This window comes from Clostridium sp. FS41 (assembly GCF_000954015.1).
GTDB classification, from domain to species: Bacteria; Bacillota; Clostridia; order Lachnospirales; family Lachnospiraceae; genus Enterocloster; species Enterocloster citroniae.
The window spans coordinates 99633-123619 of the sequence record NZ_JYHN01000069.1 but is presented as its reverse complement, the minus strand read 5'-3'; the positions used below and the strand labels follow the sequence as shown (position 1 = coordinate 123619).

General features: G+C 49.9%; 21 protein-coding genes. 16 read left to right on the top strand and 5 right to left on the bottom strand.

Annotated elements, in window-relative coordinates; translation table 11 throughout:
* Nucleotides 1–7 precede the first annotated feature (7 nt).
* From CLFS41_RS22140 to tuf, 5 genes are all read left to right on the top strand, one after another.
* Nucleotides 8–1216, top strand: coding sequence for a DUF401 family protein (locus tag CLFS41_RS22140; protein ID WP_045093503.1), 1209 nt, complete (start codon nucleotides 8–10; stop codon nucleotides 1214–1216).
* Between the two features lie 147 nt (nucleotides 1217–1363).
* A complete protein-coding gene (gene rpsL, locus CLFS41_RS22135; RefSeq protein ID WP_007866466.1) occupies nucleotides 1364–1783 on the top strand; it encodes a 30S ribosomal protein S12 in 420 nt (139 codons plus the stop codon).
* A 188-nt stretch (nucleotides 1784–1971) separates the two neighbouring features.
* Complete coding sequence (rpsG, locus tag CLFS41_RS22130) at nucleotides 1972–2442, top strand: 30S ribosomal protein S7 (protein ID WP_002568226.1); 471 nt, start codon at nucleotides 1972–1974, stop codon at nucleotides 2440–2442.
* Between the two features lie 48 nt (nucleotides 2443–2490).
* Nucleotides 2491–4608, top strand: coding sequence for an elongation factor G (gene fusA / locus CLFS41_RS22125; RefSeq protein WP_007866451.1), 2118 nt, complete (start codon nucleotides 2491–2493; stop codon nucleotides 4606–4608).
* A 109-nt stretch (nucleotides 4609–4717) separates the two neighbouring features.
* Nucleotides 4718–5911: an elongation factor Tu gene (tuf, locus tag CLFS41_RS22120; protein WP_007866448.1), complete on the top strand. Its 1194-nt coding sequence runs from the start codon at nucleotides 4718–4720 to the stop codon at nucleotides 5909–5911.
* 145 nt (nucleotides 5912–6056) lie between these two features.
* Here tuf and CLFS41_RS29130 read toward each other — a convergent pair whose 3' ends face one another.
* Nucleotides 6057–6947: a LysR family transcriptional regulator gene (locus CLFS41_RS29130; protein ID WP_007866446.1), complete on the bottom strand. Its 891-nt coding sequence runs from the start codon at nucleotides 6945–6947 to the stop codon at nucleotides 6057–6059.
* A 157-nt stretch (nucleotides 6948–7104) separates the two neighbouring features.
* Between CLFS41_RS29130 and CLFS41_RS22110 the strand changes: the two genes are divergently transcribed.
* The 4 genes from CLFS41_RS22110 to CLFS41_RS22095 are packed head-to-tail and all read left to right on the top strand — an operon-like array spanning nucleotide 7105 to nucleotide 11933.
* The gene (locus tag CLFS41_RS22110; RefSeq protein WP_007866443.1) at nucleotides 7105–8583 is read left to right on the top strand and encodes a DASS family sodium-coupled anion symporter; all 1479 of its coding nucleotides are present in this window, start codon (nucleotides 7105–7107) and stop codon (nucleotides 8581–8583) included.
* An 11-nt stretch (nucleotides 8584–8594) separates the two neighbouring features.
* Entirely contained in the window at nucleotides 8595–9332 is a 738-nt protein-coding gene (locus CLFS41_RS22105; RefSeq protein WP_007866440.1) for a hypothetical protein, read from the top strand.
* Nucleotides 9329–10588, top strand: a complete 1260-nt coding sequence (gene apgM, locus CLFS41_RS22100; RefSeq protein ID WP_007866437.1) for a 2,3-bisphosphoglycerate-independent phosphoglycerate mutase — start codon at nucleotides 9329–9331, stop codon at nucleotides 10586–10588. Before CLFS41_RS22105 ends, apgM begins: the two co-directional genes overlap by 4 nt.
* A gap of 58 nt (nucleotides 10589–10646) precedes the next feature.
* The gene (locus CLFS41_RS22095; RefSeq protein ID WP_007866434.1) at nucleotides 10647–11933 is read left to right on the top strand and encodes an MBL fold metallo-hydrolase; all 1287 of its coding nucleotides are present in this window, start codon (nucleotides 10647–10649) and stop codon (nucleotides 11931–11933) included.
* A 36-nt stretch (nucleotides 11934–11969) separates the two neighbouring features.
* Here the strand turns inward: CLFS41_RS22095 and CLFS41_RS22090 are convergent, their stop codons facing one another.
* A complete protein-coding gene (locus CLFS41_RS22090; protein ID WP_007866431.1) occupies nucleotides 11970–12194 on the bottom strand; it encodes a hypothetical protein in 225 nt (74 codons plus the stop codon).
* A 320-nt stretch (nucleotides 12195–12514) separates the two neighbouring features.
* On the opposite strand from CLFS41_RS22090, the gene CLFS41_RS22085 reads away from it, so the two are divergent.
* Complete coding sequence (locus CLFS41_RS22085) at nucleotides 12515–13435, top strand: YitT family protein (protein ID WP_045093502.1); 921 nt, start codon at nucleotides 12515–12517, stop codon at nucleotides 13433–13435.
* Here the strand turns inward: CLFS41_RS22085 and CLFS41_RS22080 are convergent.
* Both CLFS41_RS22080 and CLFS41_RS22075 read right to left on the bottom strand, forming a co-directional pair.
* A complete protein-coding gene (locus tag CLFS41_RS22080; protein WP_045093501.1) occupies nucleotides 13408–15177 on the bottom strand; it encodes an FAD-binding protein in 1770 nt (589 codons plus the stop codon). The genes CLFS41_RS22085 and CLFS41_RS22080 overlap by 28 nt on opposite strands.
* 14 nt (nucleotides 15178–15191) lie before the next feature.
* Nucleotides 15192–15905 carry a FadR/GntR family transcriptional regulator gene (locus tag CLFS41_RS22075; RefSeq protein ID WP_045093500.1) on the bottom strand — a complete coding sequence of 238 codons (714 nt, stop codon included), beginning with the start codon at nucleotides 15903–15905 and terminating at the stop codon, nucleotides 15192–15194.
* A gap of 280 nt (nucleotides 15906–16185) precedes the next feature.
* Here CLFS41_RS22075 and CLFS41_RS22070 point away from each other — a divergent pair, with 280 nt between their 5' ends.
* The 6 genes from CLFS41_RS22070 (at nucleotide 16186) to CLFS41_RS22045 (ending at nucleotide 23320) form a co-directional block, all read left to right on the top strand.
* Nucleotides 16186–17922: an ABC transporter substrate-binding protein gene (locus CLFS41_RS22070; RefSeq protein ID WP_007866420.1), complete on the top strand. Its 1737-nt coding sequence runs from the start codon at nucleotides 16186–16188 to the stop codon at nucleotides 17920–17922.
* Between the two features lie 166 nt (nucleotides 17923–18088).
* Entirely contained in the window at nucleotides 18089–19048 is a 960-nt protein-coding gene (locus tag CLFS41_RS22065) for an ABC transporter permease (RefSeq protein WP_007866418.1), read from the top strand.
* A 10-nt stretch (nucleotides 19049–19058) separates the two neighbouring features.
* Nucleotides 19059–19970, top strand: a complete 912-nt coding sequence (locus CLFS41_RS22060) for an ABC transporter permease (RefSeq protein ID WP_007866416.1) — start codon at nucleotides 19059–19061, stop codon at nucleotides 19968–19970.
* Nucleotides 19971–20342: 372 nt separating this feature from the next.
* Entirely contained in the window at nucleotides 20343–21350 is a 1008-nt protein-coding gene (locus CLFS41_RS22055) for an ABC transporter ATP-binding protein (RefSeq protein ID WP_045093499.1), read from the top strand.
* 4 nt (nucleotides 21351–21354) lie between these two features.
* A complete protein-coding gene (locus tag CLFS41_RS22050; protein ID WP_007866410.1) occupies nucleotides 21355–22404 on the top strand; it encodes an ABC transporter ATP-binding protein in 1050 nt (349 codons plus the stop codon).
* Nucleotides 22397–23320, top strand: coding sequence for a dihydrodipicolinate synthase family protein (locus CLFS41_RS22045; protein ID WP_045093498.1), 924 nt, complete (start codon nucleotides 22397–22399; stop codon nucleotides 23318–23320). Before CLFS41_RS22050 ends, CLFS41_RS22045 begins: the two co-directional genes overlap by 8 nt.
* A gap of 86 nt (nucleotides 23321–23406) precedes the next feature.
* On the opposite strand, the gene CLFS41_RS22040 is transcribed toward CLFS41_RS22045, so the two are convergent.
* The gene (locus CLFS41_RS22040) at nucleotides 23407–23955 is read right to left on the bottom strand and encodes a CDP-alcohol phosphatidyltransferase family protein (RefSeq protein ID WP_045093497.1); all 549 of its coding nucleotides are present in this window, start codon (nucleotides 23953–23955) and stop codon (nucleotides 23407–23409) included.
* Between the last annotated feature and the right edge of the window lie 32 nt (nucleotides 23956–23987).

Genomic DNA, 23987 nt, shown 5'->3' with positions numbered 1-23987 from the left:
GATCCAAATGAACCTCTTGATCGCAAAACTTTGTCTTGTCTTCCTGGTGATCATTGCCATCCTCTGGATGAAGCGCCCTCTGTTTATGGCCATTTCCGGCGGCCTTGTGGCGGCCCTGGTGCTCTATGGCATTCCTGTAACGGATGCGGTTGTGATCATGGGCAGGTCCATGGCCGGCAGGGATACCATCACCGTGGTGCTGAGTTTTTATTTCATTACCTTCCTGCAGCGGATGCTGGAATGCCGGAGCAGGTTAAAGCAGGCGGAGGAATCCTTAAACGGACTGTTTAACAACCGGAGGATCAACGCATCCGCCGCTCCTGCGGTGATCGGACTTCTGCCCTCGGCCGGGGCCATGAACCTGTGCGCGGATATTGTAAAATCCTCCTGTGAGGATTACATGAGCAGGGAGGATATGACAACGGTCACCAGCTTTTTCCGCCATATACCGGAGTGTTTCCTGCCCACCTACTCATCCATCCTCATTGCCCTGGCGGTGTCGGGCATAGGCGCGGGGGAGTTTGTGGTGGCCATGCTTCCCCTGGTGGCGGTTTTGTTTTTGATCGGATATGTGTTCTACCTGAGAAAGCTGCCAAAGGCCACGGGACGCGCTCCCAAGGGCGGCAGGATCGAGTCCGTAAAAATGCTGGTCCGGAGCCTGTGGTCCATCCTGCTTATTGTGGTTCTGATCATTGCGGCTGACATTCCCGTGTATGCGGCCACCCCGTTGGTGGCAGTGCTCAATGTGTTTGTGGACCGTTTGGGGATGGAGGAGATCAGACCCATGTTCCGTTCCGCCTTTGAGTCCATTATTATTTTTAATACCATTTTGATCATGATGTTTAAGGATATCATCACCTCCACCGGGGTGATCCACGAGCTCCCCGCTTTTTTTGGAAGCCTTCCGATCCCCATGCCTCTTGTCTTTGCCCTTATTTTCTTTTTTGGATCCATTATCAGCGGTGCAAATGCCATCATTCCCCTTTGTATGCCCATGGCCATGGCCGCCATGCCCCAGGGAGGAGTGCCTTTGCTGGTGCTGCTTATGAGTTCCTCCTATGCTGCCATGCAGATCAGCCCCACCCATGTATGCCTGTTTGTTGCAGCGGAATATTTTAAGGTAAATATTGGTGAACTGGTGAAACGGAACATACCTATGATACTGCTGTTTTTTGCAGCGGCCCTGGGATATACGGCGGTTCTGGGGGTATTTTAGGGGGAAAAATCGAAAAAACACAAGAAATTCCTTGACAGAACATTTTTGCATGTATATAATGATATGGCGTGCTTAAACACGTAATGTTTTCGTGCGCAAAAAGCTGACATACAGCAACCGCAGACAATATCACAGGAGGTGAAAAGAATGCCAACAATTAACCAGTTAGTGAGAAAGGGAAGACAGACCAGCGAAAAGAAGTCTACTGCACCCGCTCTGCAGAGGGGTTACAACTCCTTACAGAAGAAGGCTACAGAGGTTTCCGCACCACAGAAGCGTGGCGTGTGTACCGCTGTTAAGACTGCTACCCCTAAGAAGCCTAACTCAGCACTGAGAAAGATTGCCAGAGTTCGTCTTTCCAACGGCATCGAGGTTACAAGCTACATTCCAGGAGAGGGTCACAACCTTCAGGAGCATAGTGTTGTACTGATCCGTGGAGGAAGAGTAAAGGATCTGCCAGGTACCAGATATCATATCGTTAGAGGTACACTGGATACAGCAGGTGTTGCTAACAGAAGGCAGGCCCGTTCCAAGTACGGCGCTAAGAGACCAAAAGAGAAGAAATAATTAGTTAGACCGCATATTTGATTTGTAGGAATTGTGCCGGAATGATGATATTGACCTGTGGTTGCAGGATTATATATTGTAAGACCGTGCATGAACGTATTAACTCAATACGAGTACCTATGATCTAATGAAACGCTGTGAGGATCTGCAGCGCAGGTCTGGACAGTTCTATTAAGGAGGGAAGTAACGTGCCACGTAAAGGACATACTCAGAAGAGAGACGTTCTGGCAGACCCGATCTACAATAACAAGGTTGTTACCAAATTGATCAACAACATTATGTTAGATGGTAAGAAGGGTGTTGCTCAGAAAATTGTATATGGTGCTTTCGACCGTGTTGCTGAGACAACCGGCAAGGACGCCATGGAAGTATTTGAAGAAGCAATGAACAACATCATGCCTGTTCTGGAAGTTAAGGCAAAACGTATCGGCGGAGCTACCTATCAGGTACCCATCGAGGTTAGGCCTGAGAGAAGGCAGACACTGGCTCTGCGCTGGATCACCCTGTACTCCCGTAAGAGAGGCGAGAAGACCCAGAAGGACAGACTTGCTAATGAGATTATGGACGCTGCCAACAACACCGGCGCATCTGTAAAGAAGAAAGAAGACATGCACAAGATGGCAGAAGCAAACAAGGCGTTTTCACACTTCCGCTTCTAATCGCGGTCATGTGCTAAACTTGTTTGATTATTTAAGGAGGAAAATCCCTTGGCTGGAAGAGAATATCCATTGGAGAGAACCAGGAATATCGGAATCATGGCCCATATCGATGCTGGTAAGACCACAACGACTGAGCGTATTCTGTATTACACTGGTGTAAACTATAAAATTGGCGATACCCACGAGGGTACTGCTACCATGGACTGGATGGCTCAGGAGCAGGAGAGAGGTATCACCATTACTTCCGCTGCTACCACTTGTCACTGGACCCTGCAGGAAAACTGCAAGCCGAAGCCGGGTGCATTAGAGCATCGTATTAATATTATTGATACACCAGGACACGTTGACTTCACTGTTGAGGTTGAACGTTCCCTGCGCGTGCTGGATGGCGCTGTCGGCGTATTTTGTGCAAAGGGCGGTGTAGAGCCCCAGTCTGAAAACGTATGGCGTCAGGCAGACACTTATAACGTACCACGTATGGCCTTCATCAACAAGATGGACATTCTGGGCGCAAACTTCTACGGCGCCGTAGAACAGATTAAGACCAGACTTGGCAAGAATGCGATCTGCATTCAGCTGCCAATCGGCAAAGAAGATGATTTCAAGGGAATCGTGGATTTGTTTGAAATGAAAGCCTACATCTATAATGATGATAAGGGCGATGACATATCCATCGTTGATATTCCTGAGGATATGAAGGATGATGCCGAATTATACCGCTCTGAGCTGATAGAGAAGATCTGTGAGCTGGATGACGATTTAATGATGGCATATCTGGAGGGTGAGGAACCCAGCAACGAGGAGCTGAAGAAAGCTCTGAGAACAGCTACCTGCCAGTGTGCGGCAATCCCCGTATGCTGCGGTACTGCTTACAGAAACAAAGGTGTTCAGAAGTTACTGGATGCAGTAATTGAGTTCATGCCGTCCCCATTAGACATCCCTGCTATCAAGGGTGTTGACCTGGAGGGCAATGAGGTTGAGCGTCATTCTTCCGATGATGAGCCATTTGCAGCTCTTGCATTTAAGATCATGACCGACCCCTTTGTTGGTAAGCTTGCATTCTTCCGTGTGTATTCAGGAAGCCTGAACTCCGGTTCTTATGTACTGAATGCAACAAAAGGCAAGAAAGAGCGTGTAGGACGTATCCTTCAGATGCATGCCAATAAGAGAAACGAGCTGGATCGTGTTTACTCCGGTGATATCGCTGCTGCTGTTGGTTTTAAGATGACATCTACCGGTGATACGATCTGTGATGAGAAGAATCCGGTTATCCTGGAGTCCATGGAATTCCCAGAGCCGGTTATCGATATCGCGATCGAGCCTAAGACCAAAGCAAGCCAGGATAAGATGGGCGATGCGCTGGTGAAGCTGGCTGAAGAGGATCCTACCTTCCGTGTTCGCACGGATGAAGAGACCGGCCAGACCATTATCTCCGGTATGGGCGAGCTTCATCTGGACATCATTGTAGACCGTCTGCTGCGCGAGTTCAACGTAGAGGCCAATGTAGGCGCTCCTCAGGTTGCTTACAAGGAGACATTTACCAAGGCTGTTGATGTTGACAGCAAGTATGCGAAGCAGTCCGGCGGACGTGGACAGTACGGTCACTGTAAGGTTCACTTCACACCGATGGAGGCAAATGCAGAAGAGACCTTTAAGTTTACTTCTTCCGTTGTGGGCGGTGCGATTCCGAAGGAATACATCCCGGCAGTCGGAGCAGGTATCGAAGAAGCATGCAAGACCGGTATCCTTGGCGGATTCCCAGTGCTGGGTGTTCACGCTGATGTATACGATGGTTCTTACCATGAGGTTGACTCCTCCGAAATGGCATTCCACATTGCCGGATCCATGGCATTTAAGGATGCTATGCACAAGGGCAACCCAATCCTGCTTGAGCCTATCATGAAGGTTGAAGTAACCATGCCTGAAGACTACATGGGTGATGTTATCGGTGATATCAACTCCCGCCGTGGACGCATCGAAGGCATGGAAGATATCGGCGGAGGCAAGATGGTAAAAGCATATGTTCCGCTGTCAGAAATGTTCGGTTATTCAACAGACCTGCGCTCCAGAACTCAGGGCCGTGGAAACTACTCCATGTTCTTTGAGAAGTATGAGCCGGTTCCCAAGAATGTACAGGAAAAGGTGCTTTCCGACCACAAGAAATAATTAACAAAAGGCTTGTAAATCAAGGGAAAATGGAATATAATGATTGATAGCCTGACATTAACTATAATAGCCCATTATACAGGGCGCAAATTAAGGAGGACGTTATAAAATGGCTAAAGCTAAGTTTGAAAGAAACAAACCTCATTGTAACATTGGTACCATCGGACACGTTGACCATGGTAAAACCACTTTAACCGCAGCAATCACAAAGACTCTGCATGAGAGATTAGGTACAGGCCAGGCAGTTGCTTTCGAGAATATCGATAAAGCTCCAGAAGAGAGAGAGCGTGGAATCACGATTTCTACTGCTCACGTTGAGTATGAGACAGAGAACAGACACTATGCACACGTTGACTGCCCAGGACATGCTGACTACGTTAAGAACATGATCACTGGTGCTGCCCAGATGGACGGCGCTATCCTGGTTGTAGCAGCTACCGATGGTGTTATGGCTCAGACAAGAGAGCACATCCTGCTTTCCCGTCAGGTAGGCGTTCCTTATATCGTTGTATTTATGAACAAGTGTGATATGGTTGACGATCCAGAGCTGCTTGAATTAGTAGATATGGAAATCCGTGAACTGTTAAATGAATATGAGTTCCCAGGCGATGACACACCTATTATCCAGGGTTCTGCTCTGAAGGCTCTGGAAGATCCTTCCAGCGAATGGGGCGACAAGGTTCTTGAGCTCATGAAGGCTGTTGACGAGTGGGTGCCAGACCCAGTTCGTGAGACTGACAAGCCATTCCTGATGCCAGTAGAGGACGTATTTACAATCACCGGCCGTGGTACTGTTGCTACCGGTAGAGTAGAGCGTGGAACTCTGCACCTGAATGACGAAGTTGAGATCATCGGTATCCATGAGGACGTTCGTAAGTCCGTTATCACCGGTATCGAGATGTTCCGTAAGCTGCTTGACGAGGCTCAGGCCGGCGACAACATCGGCGCTCTGCTGCGTGGTGTTCAGAGAACTGAAATCGAAAGAGGACAGTGTCTGTGTAAGCCAGGTTCTGTTAAGTGCCACAAGAAGTTTACCGCTCAGGTTTACGTTCTGACAAAGGACGAGGGCGGCCGTCATACTCCTTTCTTCAACAACTATCGTCCACAGTTCTACTTCAGAACAACTGACGTTACCGGCGTTTGCGAGCTGCCAGCTGGTACCGAGATGTGTATGCCTGGCGATAACGTAGAGATGACCGTAGAGCTGATTCATCCAGTAGCTATGGAGCAGGGTCTTCGTTTCGCTATCCGTGAAGGCGGAAGAACCGTTGGTTCTGGTAGAGTTGTAAGCGTTATCGAGTAATTGATAACTTTGCCTGTATAGGTATATCTGAATAGATATTGTGTCCAAACGTATATGAAAACTGCGCAATCATGGTTGAAAGACCATGGATGCGCAGTTTTTTTTTCACTCTTTTGTTATCTATGTTCGTTTTGTTCTAGGTTTATCATGCTTCCTTAAAAAAGGAATTGATGAACAGCATTTCCTCCTTGGAGAGAATGTGGGATTTCTTATGGATAAAGTAGAGCCTGCGCATAATATCGATTCCCTGCAAAGGCATGGTGCAGATTCGCCCATTCTGTTCCTCGTTTAATACAGAGTACCTGGATAGCACGGAAATTCCCATCCCATTAAGGATCCCCTGCTTAATGGCCTCAGTATTGTACATATTGAGTACATTTCCAAGGTGAATCCCATAGGACTGCAGCCGTGAGAGCACAAATTTCCTTGTGGCTGACTGGATCTGGGAGATCAGGAAGGGATAATCAAGGAGATCCTCAGGCATAATCTGTTTTTTGCCGCTGAGAGGATGGGAGGGAGGGAAGACCACACGCATCTCGTCATCATAGAAGGGCCTGCAGATATAGCCGGGATTCTGGGTGGTTTCCTCATCCTCGGGAATGATGGCAAAACTGATCACGTCCTGGTCCAGCATGTTCAGGATATTAGGAAAAAAGTTCACTGTAAAATTTATCGGTATATCGGGATACTGTTTTTTGAAACCACTGAGTATGGGAGGAAGCAGATAGATACCGATAAAGTTGGTGGCTCCAAAACTGATCTCATGCCCATAGGAATGGTTGGATGAATACAGGTCAGCTTTCAGCTGATTAAAATCCTTTTCCAGATGACGGCCGAACTGATACAGAAGCTGTCCGTTCTTATTCAGGGCCATCTTCTTGCCTGTACGGTCAAACAGTGGGTAGCCGATTTCCGCTTCCAGGGAGTGGATCTGTTTGGAAAGGGCGGGCTGTGAGCAGTAAAGGGCTTTAGCTGCCTGGGAAAGGCTTCCCTGATCGACCACTGCGCAGAAACTGAAGATCTTATGTATGTCCATGGAATACCTCCCTATATTACAAAAAGTTATATGATGACGACAAAAAGGGAATTTGACTTATGGTATAATGAGAAATATAATATAATTACCGATCGGATATATAACCAATAGTTCTATTAAGATGATAAAACATAAATGACGGGAGGTCAAGATATTTATGGAGGTTTCTTCAGGGGTGAAAAAGGAAAAGAGAAGATTGTCCTTTGAGGAATGGATGAAAATCATGGGAATCGCGGTTGCGCTTCTTGTCTTTGCACTCATTTACACAATGGATACACCAATACAGATGACGCTTCAGGGAAAGGCGTCACTGTCCGTGTTTGGCATGGTGTTTGTGCTCTGGGTTACACAGGCAGTGCCCACCTATGCCGCAGCTCTTTTGGCGATCGTTCTTCTTGTATTTACAGGCGGATGGACACAGAAGGATACACTGGCTGTGTTTGGACAGGATGTGATCTGGCTGATGTTGTCCGCATTTATCATTACATCTGGAATGGAGAAGTCTGGTTTTGCAAAAAGGATGGCTCTGTTCATTGTTTCACGGTTTGGCACAACGGCTAAAAAGGCGTTGATCTCCCTGGGCGTGGTAAATCTACTGTTGGCATTTGTGGTTCCGTCCACCACCGCCCGGGCAGCCATGCTTCTGCCCATATGCCTTATGGTTCTGAATGTATATCAGGCAGTGCCTGGCAAGAGCAATTTTGGCAAACAGCTGATGATACAGGAGATCCATTTTAATAATATTTCAACCAGTGGCATCCTTACAGCCACAGCTCCCCAGATTCTGGCAGTGGGATATATCCTAAGCATGGCAAATGTAAACGTGACCTGGGGAGAATGGTTTATTGCCAGTATGCCCATAGCAATCCTGACACTGATCGCTTCCATCATCATAGGAAATATTCTGTTTAAGAGCGAGGTTAAGGCTCCGCCCTCAGGTGCCGGCGACTCAGGTGCCCAGTCCCTGAAGGACCAGCTAAAGGAGATGGGACCGATCAGTAGGAATGAGATAAAGGCCTTGTGCATTTTTGCCCTTACCGTATTCCTGTGGGCAACAGACGGACATCATATCCAACTGTTCGGGTTCCAGATCAGTCTAGTCATGGTAGCATTGCTGGCATCTGCCCTGTTTTTCCTTCCTTATGTAGGAATCCTCAACTGGAAAGAGACAAAGATCCCGTGGGACCTGATGGTATTCTCCGCAGGGGCATATGCAGTAGGGCTTTCGCTGGATGCGTCAGGTGCGGCTTCCTTTCTTCTTAATACGGTATTTGATAAATTTAATCTGGAATCAGCTAATCCGTTTACACTTTATATGATCGTAATGTTTGTTGCCAGTTTCAGCCATCTGGTGTTTACCAGCAAAAATGTAAGGGTTGTCATCCTGCTTCCGGCTATTATCATTCTGGCAGGGAACCTGGGTGTGAATCCTCTGCTTCTGGCATTGCCGGCCTGCTTTACTATCTGTGACAGTATTACACTGCCGCCCCACTGCAAGCCCAATCTTATTTTCTACAGCACCGGTTATTTCTCAGTAAAAGATCAGTTTATCTATGGCATGCTGGTCCTGTTGGCAAAATGGCTGATATTAGGGGTGGCGTATTTCACCTGGTTCAGGATTGTAGGTCTTGTATAGGAGGGAATGTGATGAAAAAAAGAATGAAAACAGCAGCGCTGATGACAGGAATCTTAATAGGAATATTTGTTGCCTCCTTTCAGGTACAGGCAGAGGAATATGTTTCCCTGTCCTCTTATCAAGAGACATTTAAGCCCTCTGGTACAAAAGACGGTATTCTTACCATCCAGCTGGAGGGGGAGCCGGATCAGGAGGGGTATCTGTATGTGATCTCTTCTGTTAAGGATATGGAGCCTTTTGGGGAGGTTTCAGGCCAAAATCTGGAAGGTGTAAACATGGAGCCGGTCTCTGTTGGAAGTGTGGGATTTTATAGGATCAAGGCAGCGGACAAGGACAGCAGTGCGGCGCTGACAGCACAGTTTTTATGTCCTGGTTTCTATAGCAGCAAGAAGGTAGCAGATGTCAATGGAGGAGAGGATTACCCGATCTCCTACAAGTTTACCAATTACTTTCCTGAGAAGATAGGAAAATACACCTTGACCATTGAGCTCCCCCAGGGGAACCAGGTGGTCAAGGTGACAAAACCAACTGCCTACGCGGACTTTATCCTATCAGAGGAACATGGTATAAGGGCAGTAGGCGTGTCAAAGGGAATTGCTCCCGCAGGTACGGTAAACCTGGACTTCACATATGATGTGCCTTTTACTGCATCTATGGCGGGAAAGGCAGCGGTATGGGTAATCTGTCTGGTGCCGGGACTGGCTGTTATGACCGACAGGCTGAAAAAAGCAAGGGAGGGACAGATGTGACAGGGAGATTAAAGCGCAAAGGTATCATGCTCATTGCAGATGGTCTTGGGGACCGTCCAGTGGATGAACTGAATGGAAAAACTCCGCTGGAATATGCCAGAACCCCTGTGTTGGATGAACTGTGCAGGAGAGGAATGACTGGCCTTGTGCATCCCTACCGCCCGGGGGCCAGGTGCGGTACTGACTGGGGACATCTGTGCCTATTTGGTTATGATCCTGAGCCGTATTACACGGGTAGAGGGTCCATTGAGGCCTATAGCGCAGGTATGACCCTTAAACTGGGAGATGTTGCATTTAGAGGGAATCTTGCCACTGTAGATCAAGATCTTAAGGTGATTGACAGAAGGTCGGGAAGGATCTCAGATCCCCGGGATATAGCGGGTTTGGTGGAAGAGGTGAACGGACTTGAAGTAGACGGCTGCCGCTTGATCTTAAAGCCGCTGACAGAGCATCGTCTGGCCATGGTGATACGGGGAAGCGGATTGGGGTGGAGCGTTCCTGATACAGACCCTGGTACTGCCAGGGAAGGGGAAGCAGTCATACGTCCTCAAGATCTTAAGGATGCCGGGAATAAACGGACCGCAGATATCCTGTGGAAATTCCAGCAGCAAATACATCGTATCTGGGAGAAAAGCGATATCAACAGGCAGAGGGTAGAACGGGGCCTGCTTCCGGCTAACTTTATATTAACAAGGGGATGCGGAAAGGCCATGGTGCTTCCGCCCTTTACAGACCGGTATCCGGGCGCCAGGGTTGCTGTGATCGCCGGTGATTCCACAATTACCGGAATCGGCAGGATGTGCGGATTTGACGGTTATCGGGAAGATGGATTTACCGGAGGGTTTGACACAGACCATATGGGCAAAGCCCGACTAGCGGTTAAGCTGTTAAAGGATTATGACCTGGTGGTGGTCCATGTAAAAGGTACGGATTTATGCGGCCATGATAACCTTCCTTACAGGAAGGCTGAAATCATAGAAAAGGTGGACCGGATGTTTTCCTGCTGGCTGGAGCAGATAGGGGAGGAAGACTGTTACTATGGGATGACAGCCGATCATTCCACACCCTGCTGTCAACGGGAACATTCTGCAGACCCGGTACCCTCATTCCTGGCAGGTCCCGGTGTGCGCCGGGACGGGGTGGAGCTGTTTGGGGAAAGGGCTTGTGCCGGAGGCATCCTGAATCAATACACGGGAAGCCAGTTCATGGCTACCATAATGGATTACCTGGAACTTACCAGGAAATATGGTGCATGAGCCAGTGGCCCGTCACAAGGACAGATGAAAGAAATATGAAATAAGGATGTGGAAGAGAATGAAAAAAGATGATGAAGATATGACGGAGGAAGGAATTTACCTGTCATCTTTTGGCGGAAGCGGAGAGAATGGGAGAAACTGCCATCTCATAGGGATTAGGGGTGGATATATATTGCTGGACTGTGGCGTGAAGCGGGAGATCTGCGGGGACAGTGTGGGCTTTTATCCGGAGCTGACCAGGGAGATCGTATCACGCATTCAAGCAGTGTTCCTGTCCCACTGTCACGAGGACCATGTAGCGGCACTTCCTCTTTTGTATGAGCTGGGGTATGAGGGACTGGTGTACGGGACTGCTGAGACTTTGGACCAGGTTCCCGGATTTATTAATAAGTGGATGTCCTATGTAGATTCCCAAGGGGGAACTCTTCCCTTTGGGATGGAGAAAGCGGGCCAGATACGCTATGCCCGAGTCGCTCTGGGGGAGCAGGAAATCGGCGGATTCCATGTGACCGCAGGCCGTTCCGGCCATGTGCTGGGGGGATGCTGGTATATGTTCTCATTGGAAGGAAAAAAGATACTTTATACAGGAGACATGTGCTTGGATTCCTCAGGCCTTGCCATTGATCTGCCTGGACCATGTGATGGTGCTATCATGAACTGCGCGTATGCAGGGAATGTTATGAACCAGGCCCATCAGTACCGGGCGCTATTAGACTCCATACTGGAAACCGTACACTCGGGTGGGAAAGTCCTTTTACCTGTCCCATCCAAAGGGCGGGGTATAGATATACTGATATATCTGGAAAAGAACCTGCCCGGAATCAGATTGTATGCGGAGCAGTCAGTGGCGGACAGCCGGATGGAACTGTCAGGTCAGACCCGGTGGATTAAGCCGGGGATGGAAGGGCGCTCAGGGCCTGAGGTGACAATCATACGTTCCGGGGAAGAACGAAAGGTAGCCCTTAGATCAGAAGGGGCTGCCGTGTATCTGACACCGGATGGAATGATCACAACTCCGGTAAGTCTTGAATATTATGAATTTCTTAAAGGGGACTACGGTAATAAGATCATCATCACAGGCCATGCCGCCCTGGGAACAATGGGATACGCGGTTCTGGACAAGACCTGTAGAGAACAGTGTAAGATCAGGGCAATAGGAGAAAAGATCGTGTTTAAGGTGCACATGGATGATGATGATGTTGTAGCTCTCTGCAGCAGGATCAGGGCCCGGGAGGTCATTCTGTTCCACAGCGGATGGGAGTGTACCGGGGAGGTGGTGCGCCGTCTGGAGAAACTGAATGTGTGCGCTAAGACCCTAAGATACCCTGAAGCAGTGAAGCTGTAGGCAGGTAGATCAAATGCAGATCTTATGGGTGAGCCGCTATTCCTCATCCGCGCACAGAATTTGGACAAAACGCGCCATGAGCGGAATGTAGCTCACCATGAATGTAATGGCGGCTATGGTAAACACAGTTTTCTTCTTGGGGTTGGGAATACGCAGTCCAATGCATATACCCAGGGACAAAAGGCAGAACTTCAGCAGGCTGATGAATTTCCAGTCGGATTCCCAGATGTACTGGTTTGCACAGCGGATGAGTTTTCTCATGGTGGTACCTCCTTGATTTTATTTTTATATTTACAGTGTAACACAAGAACTGGGGGATTGGAAGGGCTGCTTGACAGGCTGCACAAAACGTGGTACGATAACCTCTGGATTCGCGTGCGGATCCATCCGGATAAATGGGTTCATCAGGAAGATAATGATGCTGCCCATAGGGAATTGAGGTAATTGACAGATGAAGATCAGGTTAACACAGTACAGGGCCTGGTATGGTAAAACCCAATACAGTATATTATAACAGCAGAGAAATCTGCTGTTTTTTATTGCGGATTTTATTCGGGTAGAGTGGGAAAGGATGAAAGATAATGGAAAAGAAACAGACAGCGGTAAGGGAGATTATAAGGTTGTGCCAGATTGTTCTGGGAAATGCAATGTATGCGGCGGCAGTGGTATTGTTTATTGTTCCTAATGGGCTGATTACCGGAGGGACCACGGGACTGGCGCTGTTTGCCTCCCATACCCTGGGAATTCCCATCAGCCTGTTTGTCAGCATTTTTAATATTACCATGTTCCTGTTCGGGGCATGGATCCTGGGCAGACAGTTTGCCCTGACCACGGCGTTGAGCACGGTTATTTATCCCCTTATGCTGGGACTGTTGGAGGGACTGGGATTCGGCGGTTTTGTGATGCAGGAAAAGCTGGTGGCCGTGATCTATGCGGGCATCCTCATAGGGGCAGGTATCGGCATTGTCATGAGGGCCGGAGCCTCCACCGGGGGAATGGATATTCCATCCCTGATCCTCAAGAAAAAATTTGAGATCAATGTGTCCTTCAGCCTCTATCTCATGGACTGCATCATCCTGGGTCTGCAGCTGATCTCTGCGGACTCCCATGCCATTCTTTACGGTATCCTGCTGATCATTGTATATACCATGGTACTTAATAAGGTTCTGATGTCCGGAAATGTCAGGATACAGGTGAAGATCGTGTCCAGGAAATACGAAACCATCAACCGGCTGATTGCAGAGCGCCTGGACTGCGGCACCTCCCTTCTCCACATGGAGACAGGGTACCTGCACCGGGAGCAGGAGATGATCCTGGCTGTTATCGCCAGGCGTGACCTGCCCAGGCTGAACCAGCTGGTGATGAATGAAGACCCGGAGGCCTTCATGATCATCAACCAGATCAACGAGGTGAGAGGGCGGGGATTCACATTAAAACGTGTGTATCAGGATTCCGCCTATCAGGAGCAGATGTATCAGGAACAGGAGGAAGGTTCCGTATAACCCGGGGCAGGTGTTTGGGAGACAACATATTTCCCGTCCGTCAGGCTGACCGCGGTACGCCATGCGCCGGCCAGCGGATCTGTCTGAGGATGATCCTCCCTGTAATGGCTTCCTCTGCTTTCCCTCCGGGCCAGCATGGATGCCAGCAGGGCACGGCCCAGATCCAGATACTGGTGGGCTTTTAGGAATGCCTTAAGCTGGGGAGCATCTTCGCAGTCATCAAGCCCCATATTCTGATCCAGAACCAGTCCCATGGCATCCATGGCTTCAAGGGCTGTGACCAGTCCCTTTTCAGTCCGTATAATGCCACCGTACCGCCACATCAGTTCCTTTACCCGCCGGCAAATCTTCTGGGGAGAATCCGGGATACGGCCGGTATCAGACAAAGGCTGTTTTATATAGGGAGGGCAGCATTGGTAGGAGGCGTACAGCTGGCCGCGGATATCATCCACTGGGACAGGGGAAAAGTGATTCTTTCCAGCATGACCGCAGGCAGACCTGGCTGCCAAAGTGCCGAATACCAGGCAGCTTCCTGAGGCCATGCCTCCCAGGCGGTCGGCTCCATGGATGCCCCCGGCTCCTTCGCCGCAGGCAAAGAGCCCCTCCACCCCGGTACAGCAGCCGTGATCCACCCAGATCCCTCCATTGGCCGCATGGAAAAAGGGAGCAATGGAAATGGGGTCCTTTTCAATATGTATATTGTGTTCCCTGAGCAGCCAGTCCGTATAATCCCGTACATAGCCGCGTTTATCCTTCAGGATATCAGGGCTGTAGCGGATCAGACACCCTGAGGACTCATCAAATGTACCTCCTTCTGCCTCGATACGCTGCAGCGCGGACTTCATAAGGGCAATGTCAAAATATCTGGAATTATCCGAGAAGGTAAAAGGGCCGTGGGGTTCCCGGAGCATGAGGCACTCCTCATAATCCGCCTGGTGGGGCAGAAGTCCCTTCAGCACATCTTCTCCATCCGGTCCGATCAGCCCGGTGCAGTATCGCAGGCTACCCTCCCTGAACACGGTTTTATAGAGAGGGGACAGAAAACCCGGAATAAACTGGTTGTATTCCAGATTGATCAATTTGGCACCGGCTTTCAGGGCAATGGCCTGGGTGCTTCCGTTCACATCCGCAGTGTTCAGGTTGTGGAGATAGAGCCCTCCCATGCCTCCCCCTGCCAGGATTACTGCCTTGGCGGATATGGTCAGTATTCCCTCCGGCCCCAGGAGCAGAGCGCCGATGATCCGGTTTTCCGACACCAGAAGCTGTACCAGGTCCGTGTGCTCCATCACCGTGATGCGCCCGGTTTTCCGGATGGCTTGGTGCACCCTTGTCCTCAGCGCGTCCCAGTTCTTCCAGTAATACAGATCCCGGGCCGTATGGCCAAAACATGCCAGCTTCTTTTCAGGAAGCCTGTGAAAATCAATGCCCATCTCAGGCAGGTTCCCTATACACTCTTCAATATGATCGATATAATATCTTCCCATCCATGGGTCGTTCATGCCTTGGCTGCAGTCTTCTATATCCTTAAAGAAACGTTCCCTGTCCTGGGGACCGGCAGTACACAGGCAGTGTATGGTATCCATCAGAGGATAGAAACTGGAGCCGGAACACAGGCGGGAGGAGGTTATGAGGAGTACATTCCGGTTTTCCCGGGCGCAGCTTACGGCTGCCCGTATACCGGCCAGGCCGGCGCCGGTGACCAGAATATCATACTGCATTTGGGATTGTATCAGATGATCCATAAATATCCCCCTGTCTATCTCTTAAAATATCCCACATTAAAATGGAACTGCATTGCATCATAGTACTTCTGATAATCCCGGGCTTTGATGGCATTGCAGATGCGCAGGTGCTTTTCCACGGTGAGCTCCATGTTGCTGTGGGTGGTCTTGACTTTATAATACCGGTCACATGCCCAGAAAAACTCAATAATGGACTTTAACAGGTGATTGTCCACTGCCTGGAACAGTATCTTGTGAAAAGATGCGTCAGCCTCAGCGAACCTGGCACCATATACGGAGGAGCGTGACTGTTTGATCTGGACAAACAGGCTCTCCATGGTTTTGGCTTCCTTGGTCAGGCTCTCCAGGGACTCCGGGGTGATGCTCTCATATGCATCCTTTGCAAAACCCAGCTCCAGCACCCGGCGCAGTTCCTCGATCTCCTTGTGCAGCTGGTCCTCATCGCTGATACTGTAGATCAGGTTGCTGAGGAAAAAATCAGTGTTAAACTCCTGAATGACAATCCCCACACCGGGAGTGGAGCAGACCGTGCCCGTAATCTCCAGGGATTTGATGGCTTCCCTCAGCACATTACGGCTTACCCCCAGCATTTCGCACATCTTCATCTCAGAGGGCAGCTTATCTCCCGGCATCAGATGGTTCTTCTCTATATAACTTTTAATTTCATCGTAAACCTGCAGATATAACTTGCGGGATTTTAGATTTTTCATTCCATTGGCTTCTGCCATACCTGTGATTCTCCCTGTGCTGTATGATTTGTATGATAAAGTTCTAACTATATGTTTATCATATTGCATATTAGTAAAAAAGTCAATGAACTGTTATAAATGTACATAATTCGACAAGATAATATCCGTAATACGTACATTATACACACGGGAAAATAAATTATATGTTGACATGTATGTGCAATTATCATACAATAAAGTCACGATAGCTTGAAAAAGCAATGAAGGTTACAAAACTTTGTAGTACAAAGTACAAACTAAGAAATGGAGGTTACGGATTATGAAGAAAAGAAGATTAGCAAGCCTGCTTTTGGCAGCAACTCTTGCCGTGGGATCCCTGGCCGGCTGTGGTTCGGGAGGAAAGACGGCTGAGACCACTGCTGCGGGGCAGGGCGCCCAGACCACACAGGCACCTGCAGGCGGGACCTCAGGCAGCTCCGCAGACGGGGCAGGGGCAACAGATCTGGGAACACCTCTGGCGGATGTAAGGGTGCGGCAGGCACTGGCCTACGCCATTGACATGGAAGCCATTGTGGACAGCCTTTTTGAGGGAAAGGCGGAAGTGGCTAAGAGCTTTACCGCCCCCGGCGACTGGCTGAACCCTGAGATCCCGGTCTATGAGTATAATCCGGAAAAGGCCAAGGAGCTGCTGAAGGAAGCAGGATGGCCGGCAGACTATACCCTGGACGTGGTCTACTACTATGATGACCAGCAGACCGTGGATTTGATGACCATTATCGGCCAGTACTGGCAGGAGGTTGGCGTGAAGGCCCAGTTCAGGAAGCTGGAAGGCGACCTGGCAGCCCAGCTTTGGGTACCGCCCGCAGACAAGGAGAAGGGACCGTCCGCTGTGAAGTGGGATCTGGCCTATGCAGCCGTTGCAGCCCTGGCGGAGAGTGAGTTCTATAACCGCTTTGCATCCACTGCATCCAACAACTCCTCGGTTCCCAAGCAGGATGGCTTGGATGAGATGATTGCAGCATCCAACGCAACCATGGATACCAATGAGCAGAAGGAAGCATTTTTTAAGATCCAGCAGTTTGTGGCAGAGAATGAACTGGCCATGCCGCTGTATCACCAGGTATGCTTTATCTATACCAGCGACAAGCTGGACACTGCGGGCAGCAAATTCGGCAACGACCAGTTTTCCTATGAGAAGAACATTCTGGACTGGAAGATCGACCGGGCGGACAATACCATGTACACCAACGGCGGACCGGAAGAATTTTTCTGGTATCCCATGGTTAATCCGGGTTACATGATCAACACTGAGCTGATCTTCGACAAGCTGATCAATGCGGACAGTTCCCTGAATCCCACAGAGGGAATGCTGGCTGAGAGCTATGCTGTGTCTGAGGATGACAAGTCCATTGAGTTTGTCTTAAGGGACGGGTTAAAGTGGCATGATGATGAACCCCTCACTGCAGAGGATGTTAAGTTCACACTGGAACTGATGTTAAGGACCCCGGGAACCAATGCGGTTGCATCCGAGGTAATGAAGGCCATCCAGGGCTCAGCTGATTTCCTGGAGGGCAAGACCGACAACCTGGAAGGCGTTGAGATCGATGGAAACAAGATTACAGTAAACTTTGACACGGTATCTGCTAATGCCCTTGCGGTATTTTCACAGTGGCCCATCCTTCCGAAGCATTGTCTGGAGAAAGCAAGCCCCGAGACGCTGCAGCAAGATCAGTTCTGGCAGAAACCAATCGGTTCAGGCCCATACAAAGTTGATGAGGTGGTCCTCAACAACTATGCAACCCTGAAGAGATGGGACGGATACTACAAGACCGGAACAGGAAATATTGATACCATCTATATGTTTGCCAGCGGAGAGAATGACGGCAATCTGGTTAAGAATGCGGGAGCGGGCAAGATCGATTATGCATGGAGCAAATCCACAGATGATGCAAAGGCCATCGAAGCCATGGACGGTATGACGGTGACGGCGGCAAATATCCGCTATACCAGATGTTTCTATATCAACCAGTTCCCTCATGATGCGAATATAAAGTAGGATGATTGGACTGTGGCGGGCCGGTAATAAAACGGTCCGCCCTGTTTTTTAACAAGAGAACTTCCATGATGCGAAGCTATGGATGATCTTGCTTCGTATTGCGAAGGGCTTTCGCACAAAGCGCCGGAAAACCTGGCGCAAGTGCTCAATGCAAGGAGGAATTTTAATGAGTAATTACATAATACGTAAAATTCTGACCCTCATTCCCATGATGCTGGTAATCAGCTTCCTGATCTATCTGGGCATGGAGCTGATGCCGGGTGATGCGGTTGATTTCCTGATTCCGCCCGATGCCCTTGCCACCATGTCGCCGGAACAGCTGAATGCCATGAGAGAGGCCCTGGGCCTGAACGACCCGTTTTTCCTGCGCTATTTAAAGTGGCTGGCCGGAATGCTTCACGGTGATTTCGGATACAGCCTGCAGAGCGGTGTCCCTGTCATTACCCTGATGAAGAACCACCTTCCGGCAACCATTGAGCTGACCTTTACCTCCCTGGTCATGTCCTCTGTTTTCGGTATTCTTTTGGGGATTGTCTGTGCCCTTAAAAAGGGAACGGTCCTGGACCAGATCTTGAGTATTGTTGGAATGGTAGGTGTGGCGATCCCCCAGTTCCTGCTGGGACTCATCTGCATTAATGCATTTGCACTCCACACCAGCATCCTTCCGGTGGGAGGCCGGATGGCCTATGCGGGACAGAACTTTATTCAACGGCTGCCCTATCTGATCATGCCTGCCACTGTGCTGGGATTTTCCCTGACATCAGGAGTTATGCGTTATGGACGCTCCAGCATGCTGGATTCCATGGGGCGCGATTATATGAAGACAGCCAGAAGCAAGGGCCTGCCTGAGTGGAGGGTCAATCTTCTCCATGGGCTGAGGGCTGCCATGACGCCGGTGGTGGTATTGATCGGTTTCCGCCTTCCCATGCTCATCGGAGGTGCTGTGGTGGTGGAGGAGGTGTTCCAGTGGCCGGGTATCGGTGTGCTCTTTGTCTCAGCTGTGCGCTCCCAGAATACACCCCTGGTCATGATCATCGGTTTCTTCAGTGTCCTGCTGGTGCTTGTGGCCAGCATCATCGTGGATATCATCACAGCAGTGCTGGATCCGCGGATTAAACTGAGTTAGGAGGTGCGGGATGAAAAGTTCACTTGAACGGAAAATGGACCGGATCCTGGAGAGGGAAAACTCCGGCCGTATAAAAAAAGGGATCAAGAACCGTGCCCTCAGGAAGCTGTTTGCCAACAAACTGTCCGTACTGGGATTTATCATATTCTTTGTGATCATGTTCATGTGCCTGTGTGCGCCCCTGTTTACCCAGTACAGTTCCACCAAGGTGGACCTGCGCAACATCCTGAGCCCGCCTACTGCCTCCCATATTATGGGAACTGATAAAATCGGCAGGGATATATGGGCCAGGGTTCTCTATGGGGGGCGCATATCCATAGGCGTGGGCCTTGGAAGCGCGCTGATCGCAACGGTTTTAGGCGTATCCCTGGGAACCATTGCAGGTTACAAGGGCGGCTGGTTTGACGGTATCATTATGAAGATATCAGAGATTCTTATGTCATTTCCCCAGATCATCCTGGTTCTGATCCTGGTGACCATTACGGGCCAGAGTTTATGGAACCTGATATTTATATTTTCCATTACGGGCTGGCCTTCCATGTACCGTATGGCCAGGTCCCAGATGCTGTCCCTGAGGGAGGAAGAATATGTACAGGCGCTGAAAGCTTTTGGAATCGGAAGCATGAGGATCGCATTTGTCCACATGCTGCCCAATGCCATCGGCCCCATTTTTGTAAACATAACCCTTTCCACTGCCATGTTCATCCTCCAGGAGGCATCCCTAAGCTTTCTTGGACTGGGTGTTCCTCTGGAGGTGGCCACCTGGGGCAATATCCTGAATGCGGCCCAGGACCTGATGATACTGAAGAATTCCTGGTGGGTATGGCTGCCAACAGGTATTGTGGTGACGCTGTTTGTGGTGGGTATCAATTTTATCGGTGACGGTCTGAGGGATGCCACGGACCCGTCCCAGATCGGATAACCAATGTGCTTCCGTGAAGTGCTTTCGCACATAAGCGTCTAAAAGACAGACGCTAAGTGCCAGGGGAAACTTCACGATACTAAGCTTGAAAGGACCTCGCTAAGAATCGTGAAGTGCTTTCGCACATAAGCGTCTAAAAGACAGACGCTAAGTGCCAGGGGAAACTTCACGATACTAAGCTTGAAAGGACCTCGCTAAGAATCGTGAAGTGCTTTCGCACATAAGCGTCTAAAAGACAGACGCTAAGTGCCAGGGGAAACTTCACGATACTAAGCTCGAAAGGACCTCGCTAAGAATCGTGAAGTGCTTTCGCACATAAGCGTCTAAAAGACAGACGCTAAGTGCTCAATGCAAGGAGTGTGATAATACATCATGAGCGATAACGTAGTATTGAAAGTCCAGGACCTGGAAGTTAATTTTTATAACAATGAGAGATGCAACAAAGTCCTTCGGGGCGTGTCCTTCCAGCTGGAGAAGGGGAAGATCATGTGTATCGTGGGAGAGAGCGGGTGCGGCAAATCCGTGACCGCCAATTCCATTATGGGCCTGCTGCCTGATCTTTCCAGGATTGAGAAGGGGGAGATACATTTTTACGACAAGGGTAAGGATATAAGGATCGACCGGTTAAAGCGAAAGGGAAAAGAGATGCGTGAGATCCGCGGAGATGGGATCGCCATGATATTCCAGGACCCTATGACGGCCCTGAATCCGGTCTTTACAGTGGGATACCAGATCAACGAATCCCTTCTCTATCATAACAGGGCAAAGAGCAAGAGCGATGCAAAGGAGAAGGCGGTCAGCCTGTTAAAGGACATGGGGATCCCACTTCCTGAGAAGCGGGTGGATGAATACCCTTACCAGTTTTCAGGGGGCATGTGCCAGAGGGCCATGATCGCCATGGCCATGAGCTGCCAGCCCAGGGTGCTCATAGCGGATGAGCCCACCACGGCCCTGGATGTGACGATCCAGGCGCAGATATTTGAGCTGATGCTGGCCCTTAAGAATAATCATGATGCGGCTATCCTGCTCATCACCCATGATATGGGTGTGGTTGCCGAGCTGGCCGACAATGTGGCTGTAATGTACATGGGCAATATTGTGGAGAGCGGGGATGCCAGAGCTGTGCTGACCCATTCGGCCCATCCCTATACAAGAGCCCTTCTTAAGTCCATACCTGTGCTGGGACGGGGCAAGAAGCAGGAGCTGGAACCCATCAAAGGCTCTACACCCGATCCATATAACCGTCCCAAAGGCTGCCAGTTTGCGCCAAGGTGTGAATTCGCCGCCGACCGGTGTATGGAGGAAATGCCCCCCGAGGTCCAGTTGGAGCCGGGCCATTACTGCAGATGCTTTCATGACCTGATGGGAAAGGAGGGGTGAGATAATGGCAGACAAAAAGGATGTGCTCATTAAGGTAAACGGCCTGAAGACGTATTACCCTGTGAAACAGGGGGTATTTAAGCGGACCGTGGGGTATGTGAAGGCAGTGGATGATGTGAACCTTGACATATACAAGGGGGAAATACTGGGTGTGGTAGGAGAAAGCGGCTGCGGCAAGACCACCCTGGGGAAAAGTATCCTTCAGCTGATCAAACCCACGGAGGGCAGTATCCGATATTCCTTTGAGACAGGGGAGAGGGAGCTGATCGGTATGAATAAGAGGGAGCTGGATGAAGCCCGGTGCAAGATGCAGATCGTGTTCCAGGATCCATATTCCTCCCTGAATCCGTCCTTTACCATATTCGGTTCCATGCAGGAACCCCTGATCCGGTTTGGGGAGAGGAGCAAAAAGGTCAGGAAGGAAAAGATAGCAAAGCTTCTGGAAGCAGTTAACCTGCCTCCGGAGTACATGGAGCGGTATCCCAATGAGTTTTCAGGCGGCCAGAGGCAGAGGATCGGCATAGCCAGAGCCTTGTCCGTATCCCCTGAATTTATTGTGTGCGATGAGGCTGTGTCGGCCCTGGACGTATCCATTCAGGCCCAGGTGCTGCAGCTTCTGAAAAAGCTCCAGGTGGAGCGCGGCCTCACTTACATGTTTATCACCCATGACCTGTCCGTGGTGGAATACATCAGTGACCGGATCGTGGTCATGTACCTGGGGCGGGTAGTGGAGATGGCGGATACGGAAGAGCTATTTGAACATACGCTCCATCCTTACACAAAGGCGCTGCTCAGCGCGATTCCCATTGCGGATATAGATAAGAGGCGCAAGAGGATCCCGCTTCAGGGCGATGTACCCAGCCCGGTGAACCCGCCGTCCGGCTGCACCTTCCACCCAAGGTGCCCGGAGTGTATGGAAAAATGCAGGACCGAGATACCCCATCCCACCATTATCATGCAGGAAGGGAGGGAACATATGGTATGCTGCCACCGCGTCAGCGAGCAGGCAGCTGCAAAGAAAGAGGTTCAAACAACAGGAGGCAATCATGAGTAAATTTAAAATGACACAGATCAAGGGAGTCATCCCGGCAATGATGACATTTTTTGACAAAGAGGAAAATGTTGATATCCAGTGCACCAGACGTATGGTGGATTTTATGCTGGACCATGGAGCAGACGGATTTTATCTCACCGGCAGTACGGGAGAATGCTTTACCATGACCGCCGAGGAGCGGAACCTGGTGGTGGACACTGTGATCGATCAGGTTAAAGGGCGGGTTCCGGTAATCGTACATGTGGGGGATATTGGCACAAAGAAATCCATTGAACTGGCAAAGCACGCCTATGAGGCAGGGGCGGACGCCATTTCGTCTGTGCCTCCTTTCTATTGGAAGTTCAGGGCGGATGATATTTACAGCTATTACAAAGATATCTCTGAGGCAACGCCCCTTCCCATGGTGGTCTATAACATCCAGCTGGCAGGGCTTATGGACATGGGCCTGTTGCTGAAGCTGGCGGACCTTCCCAATGTGCACGGCCTCAAATACACGGCAAGATCCCATGATGAGATGGGATACCTGAAGGAAAAGCTGGGCAGTGATTTCATGATCTATTCAGGCTGTGATGAGATGGCATTTTCCGGCATGTGCGCAGGGGCGGACGGTATCATCGGTTCCTTCTACAACCTGTTCCCGGATCTGTACAAGAAGATTCTGGCCAAGGTGGAGGAGAGCGATATCAAGGGAGGAATGAGGCTTCAGAAGATTGCGGATGAGGTGATCTTAGCGGCCCTGAAATATGATTTCCCATCCGTGCTCCACGGTATGATGAACTGGAGAGGGCTGGAATCCGGGTACTCCAGAAAGCCGTTCTACAACTATGAGGATTCAGAACTCACGGGCCTTAAGGAAGAGATTCTCAGAATTAAGGAAAAGTATCAGGCAGAGGAACTGGATATGTTCCATTTTTAGAAAGGGGAGGAGTGCGATGAGCCAGGAGATATTACAAGGAGGTTTGTGGCGGCGATCAAGGAGGGGATACCGGTTTAAGGCCGGCCCTACATCCGTCTAAACACCCGTACATACATCACAAGAGTCACCGCCATCACTACCCCGCACAGCAGGATCAGCCCATTGACCAGAGGGATAGGCATATGGGGGAACAGGAGGAAAAGGAAGAGGACTACAAAAAGCAGGGCGGTGCAGCATTTCCCAAACCACATGGCGCCGTCTAGCTTTTTGCCCTGGCGCAGCTTGATGGCGCCCATAACGAGCATGAACCCTTCCTTTGCCACAAAAAGGACGACTAACAGGAGGATCAGAGGATAGCGGTTTAAAAGGCAGAGAAGGATGGCGCCGTGGGTCAGTTTGTCGGCCAGAGGGTCCAGGAACTTGCCGAATTCCGTGATCATGTTGAATTTCCTGGCAACCATACCGTCAAACATATCGGTGATGGAGGAAATGCCCATGACCATGGCAGCCCTGTAATAGTCTGCGTCCGTCACAGCGTGGAGATACAGCCATACAAATACCGGAATCATGACAAGGCGGAAATATCCCATCAGGTTAGGAATTGAGAAAAGTTCTTTTTTAGACAAATGCTTCATAAGAAGTACACCCCTCTCTTGCTAAAAGAAAT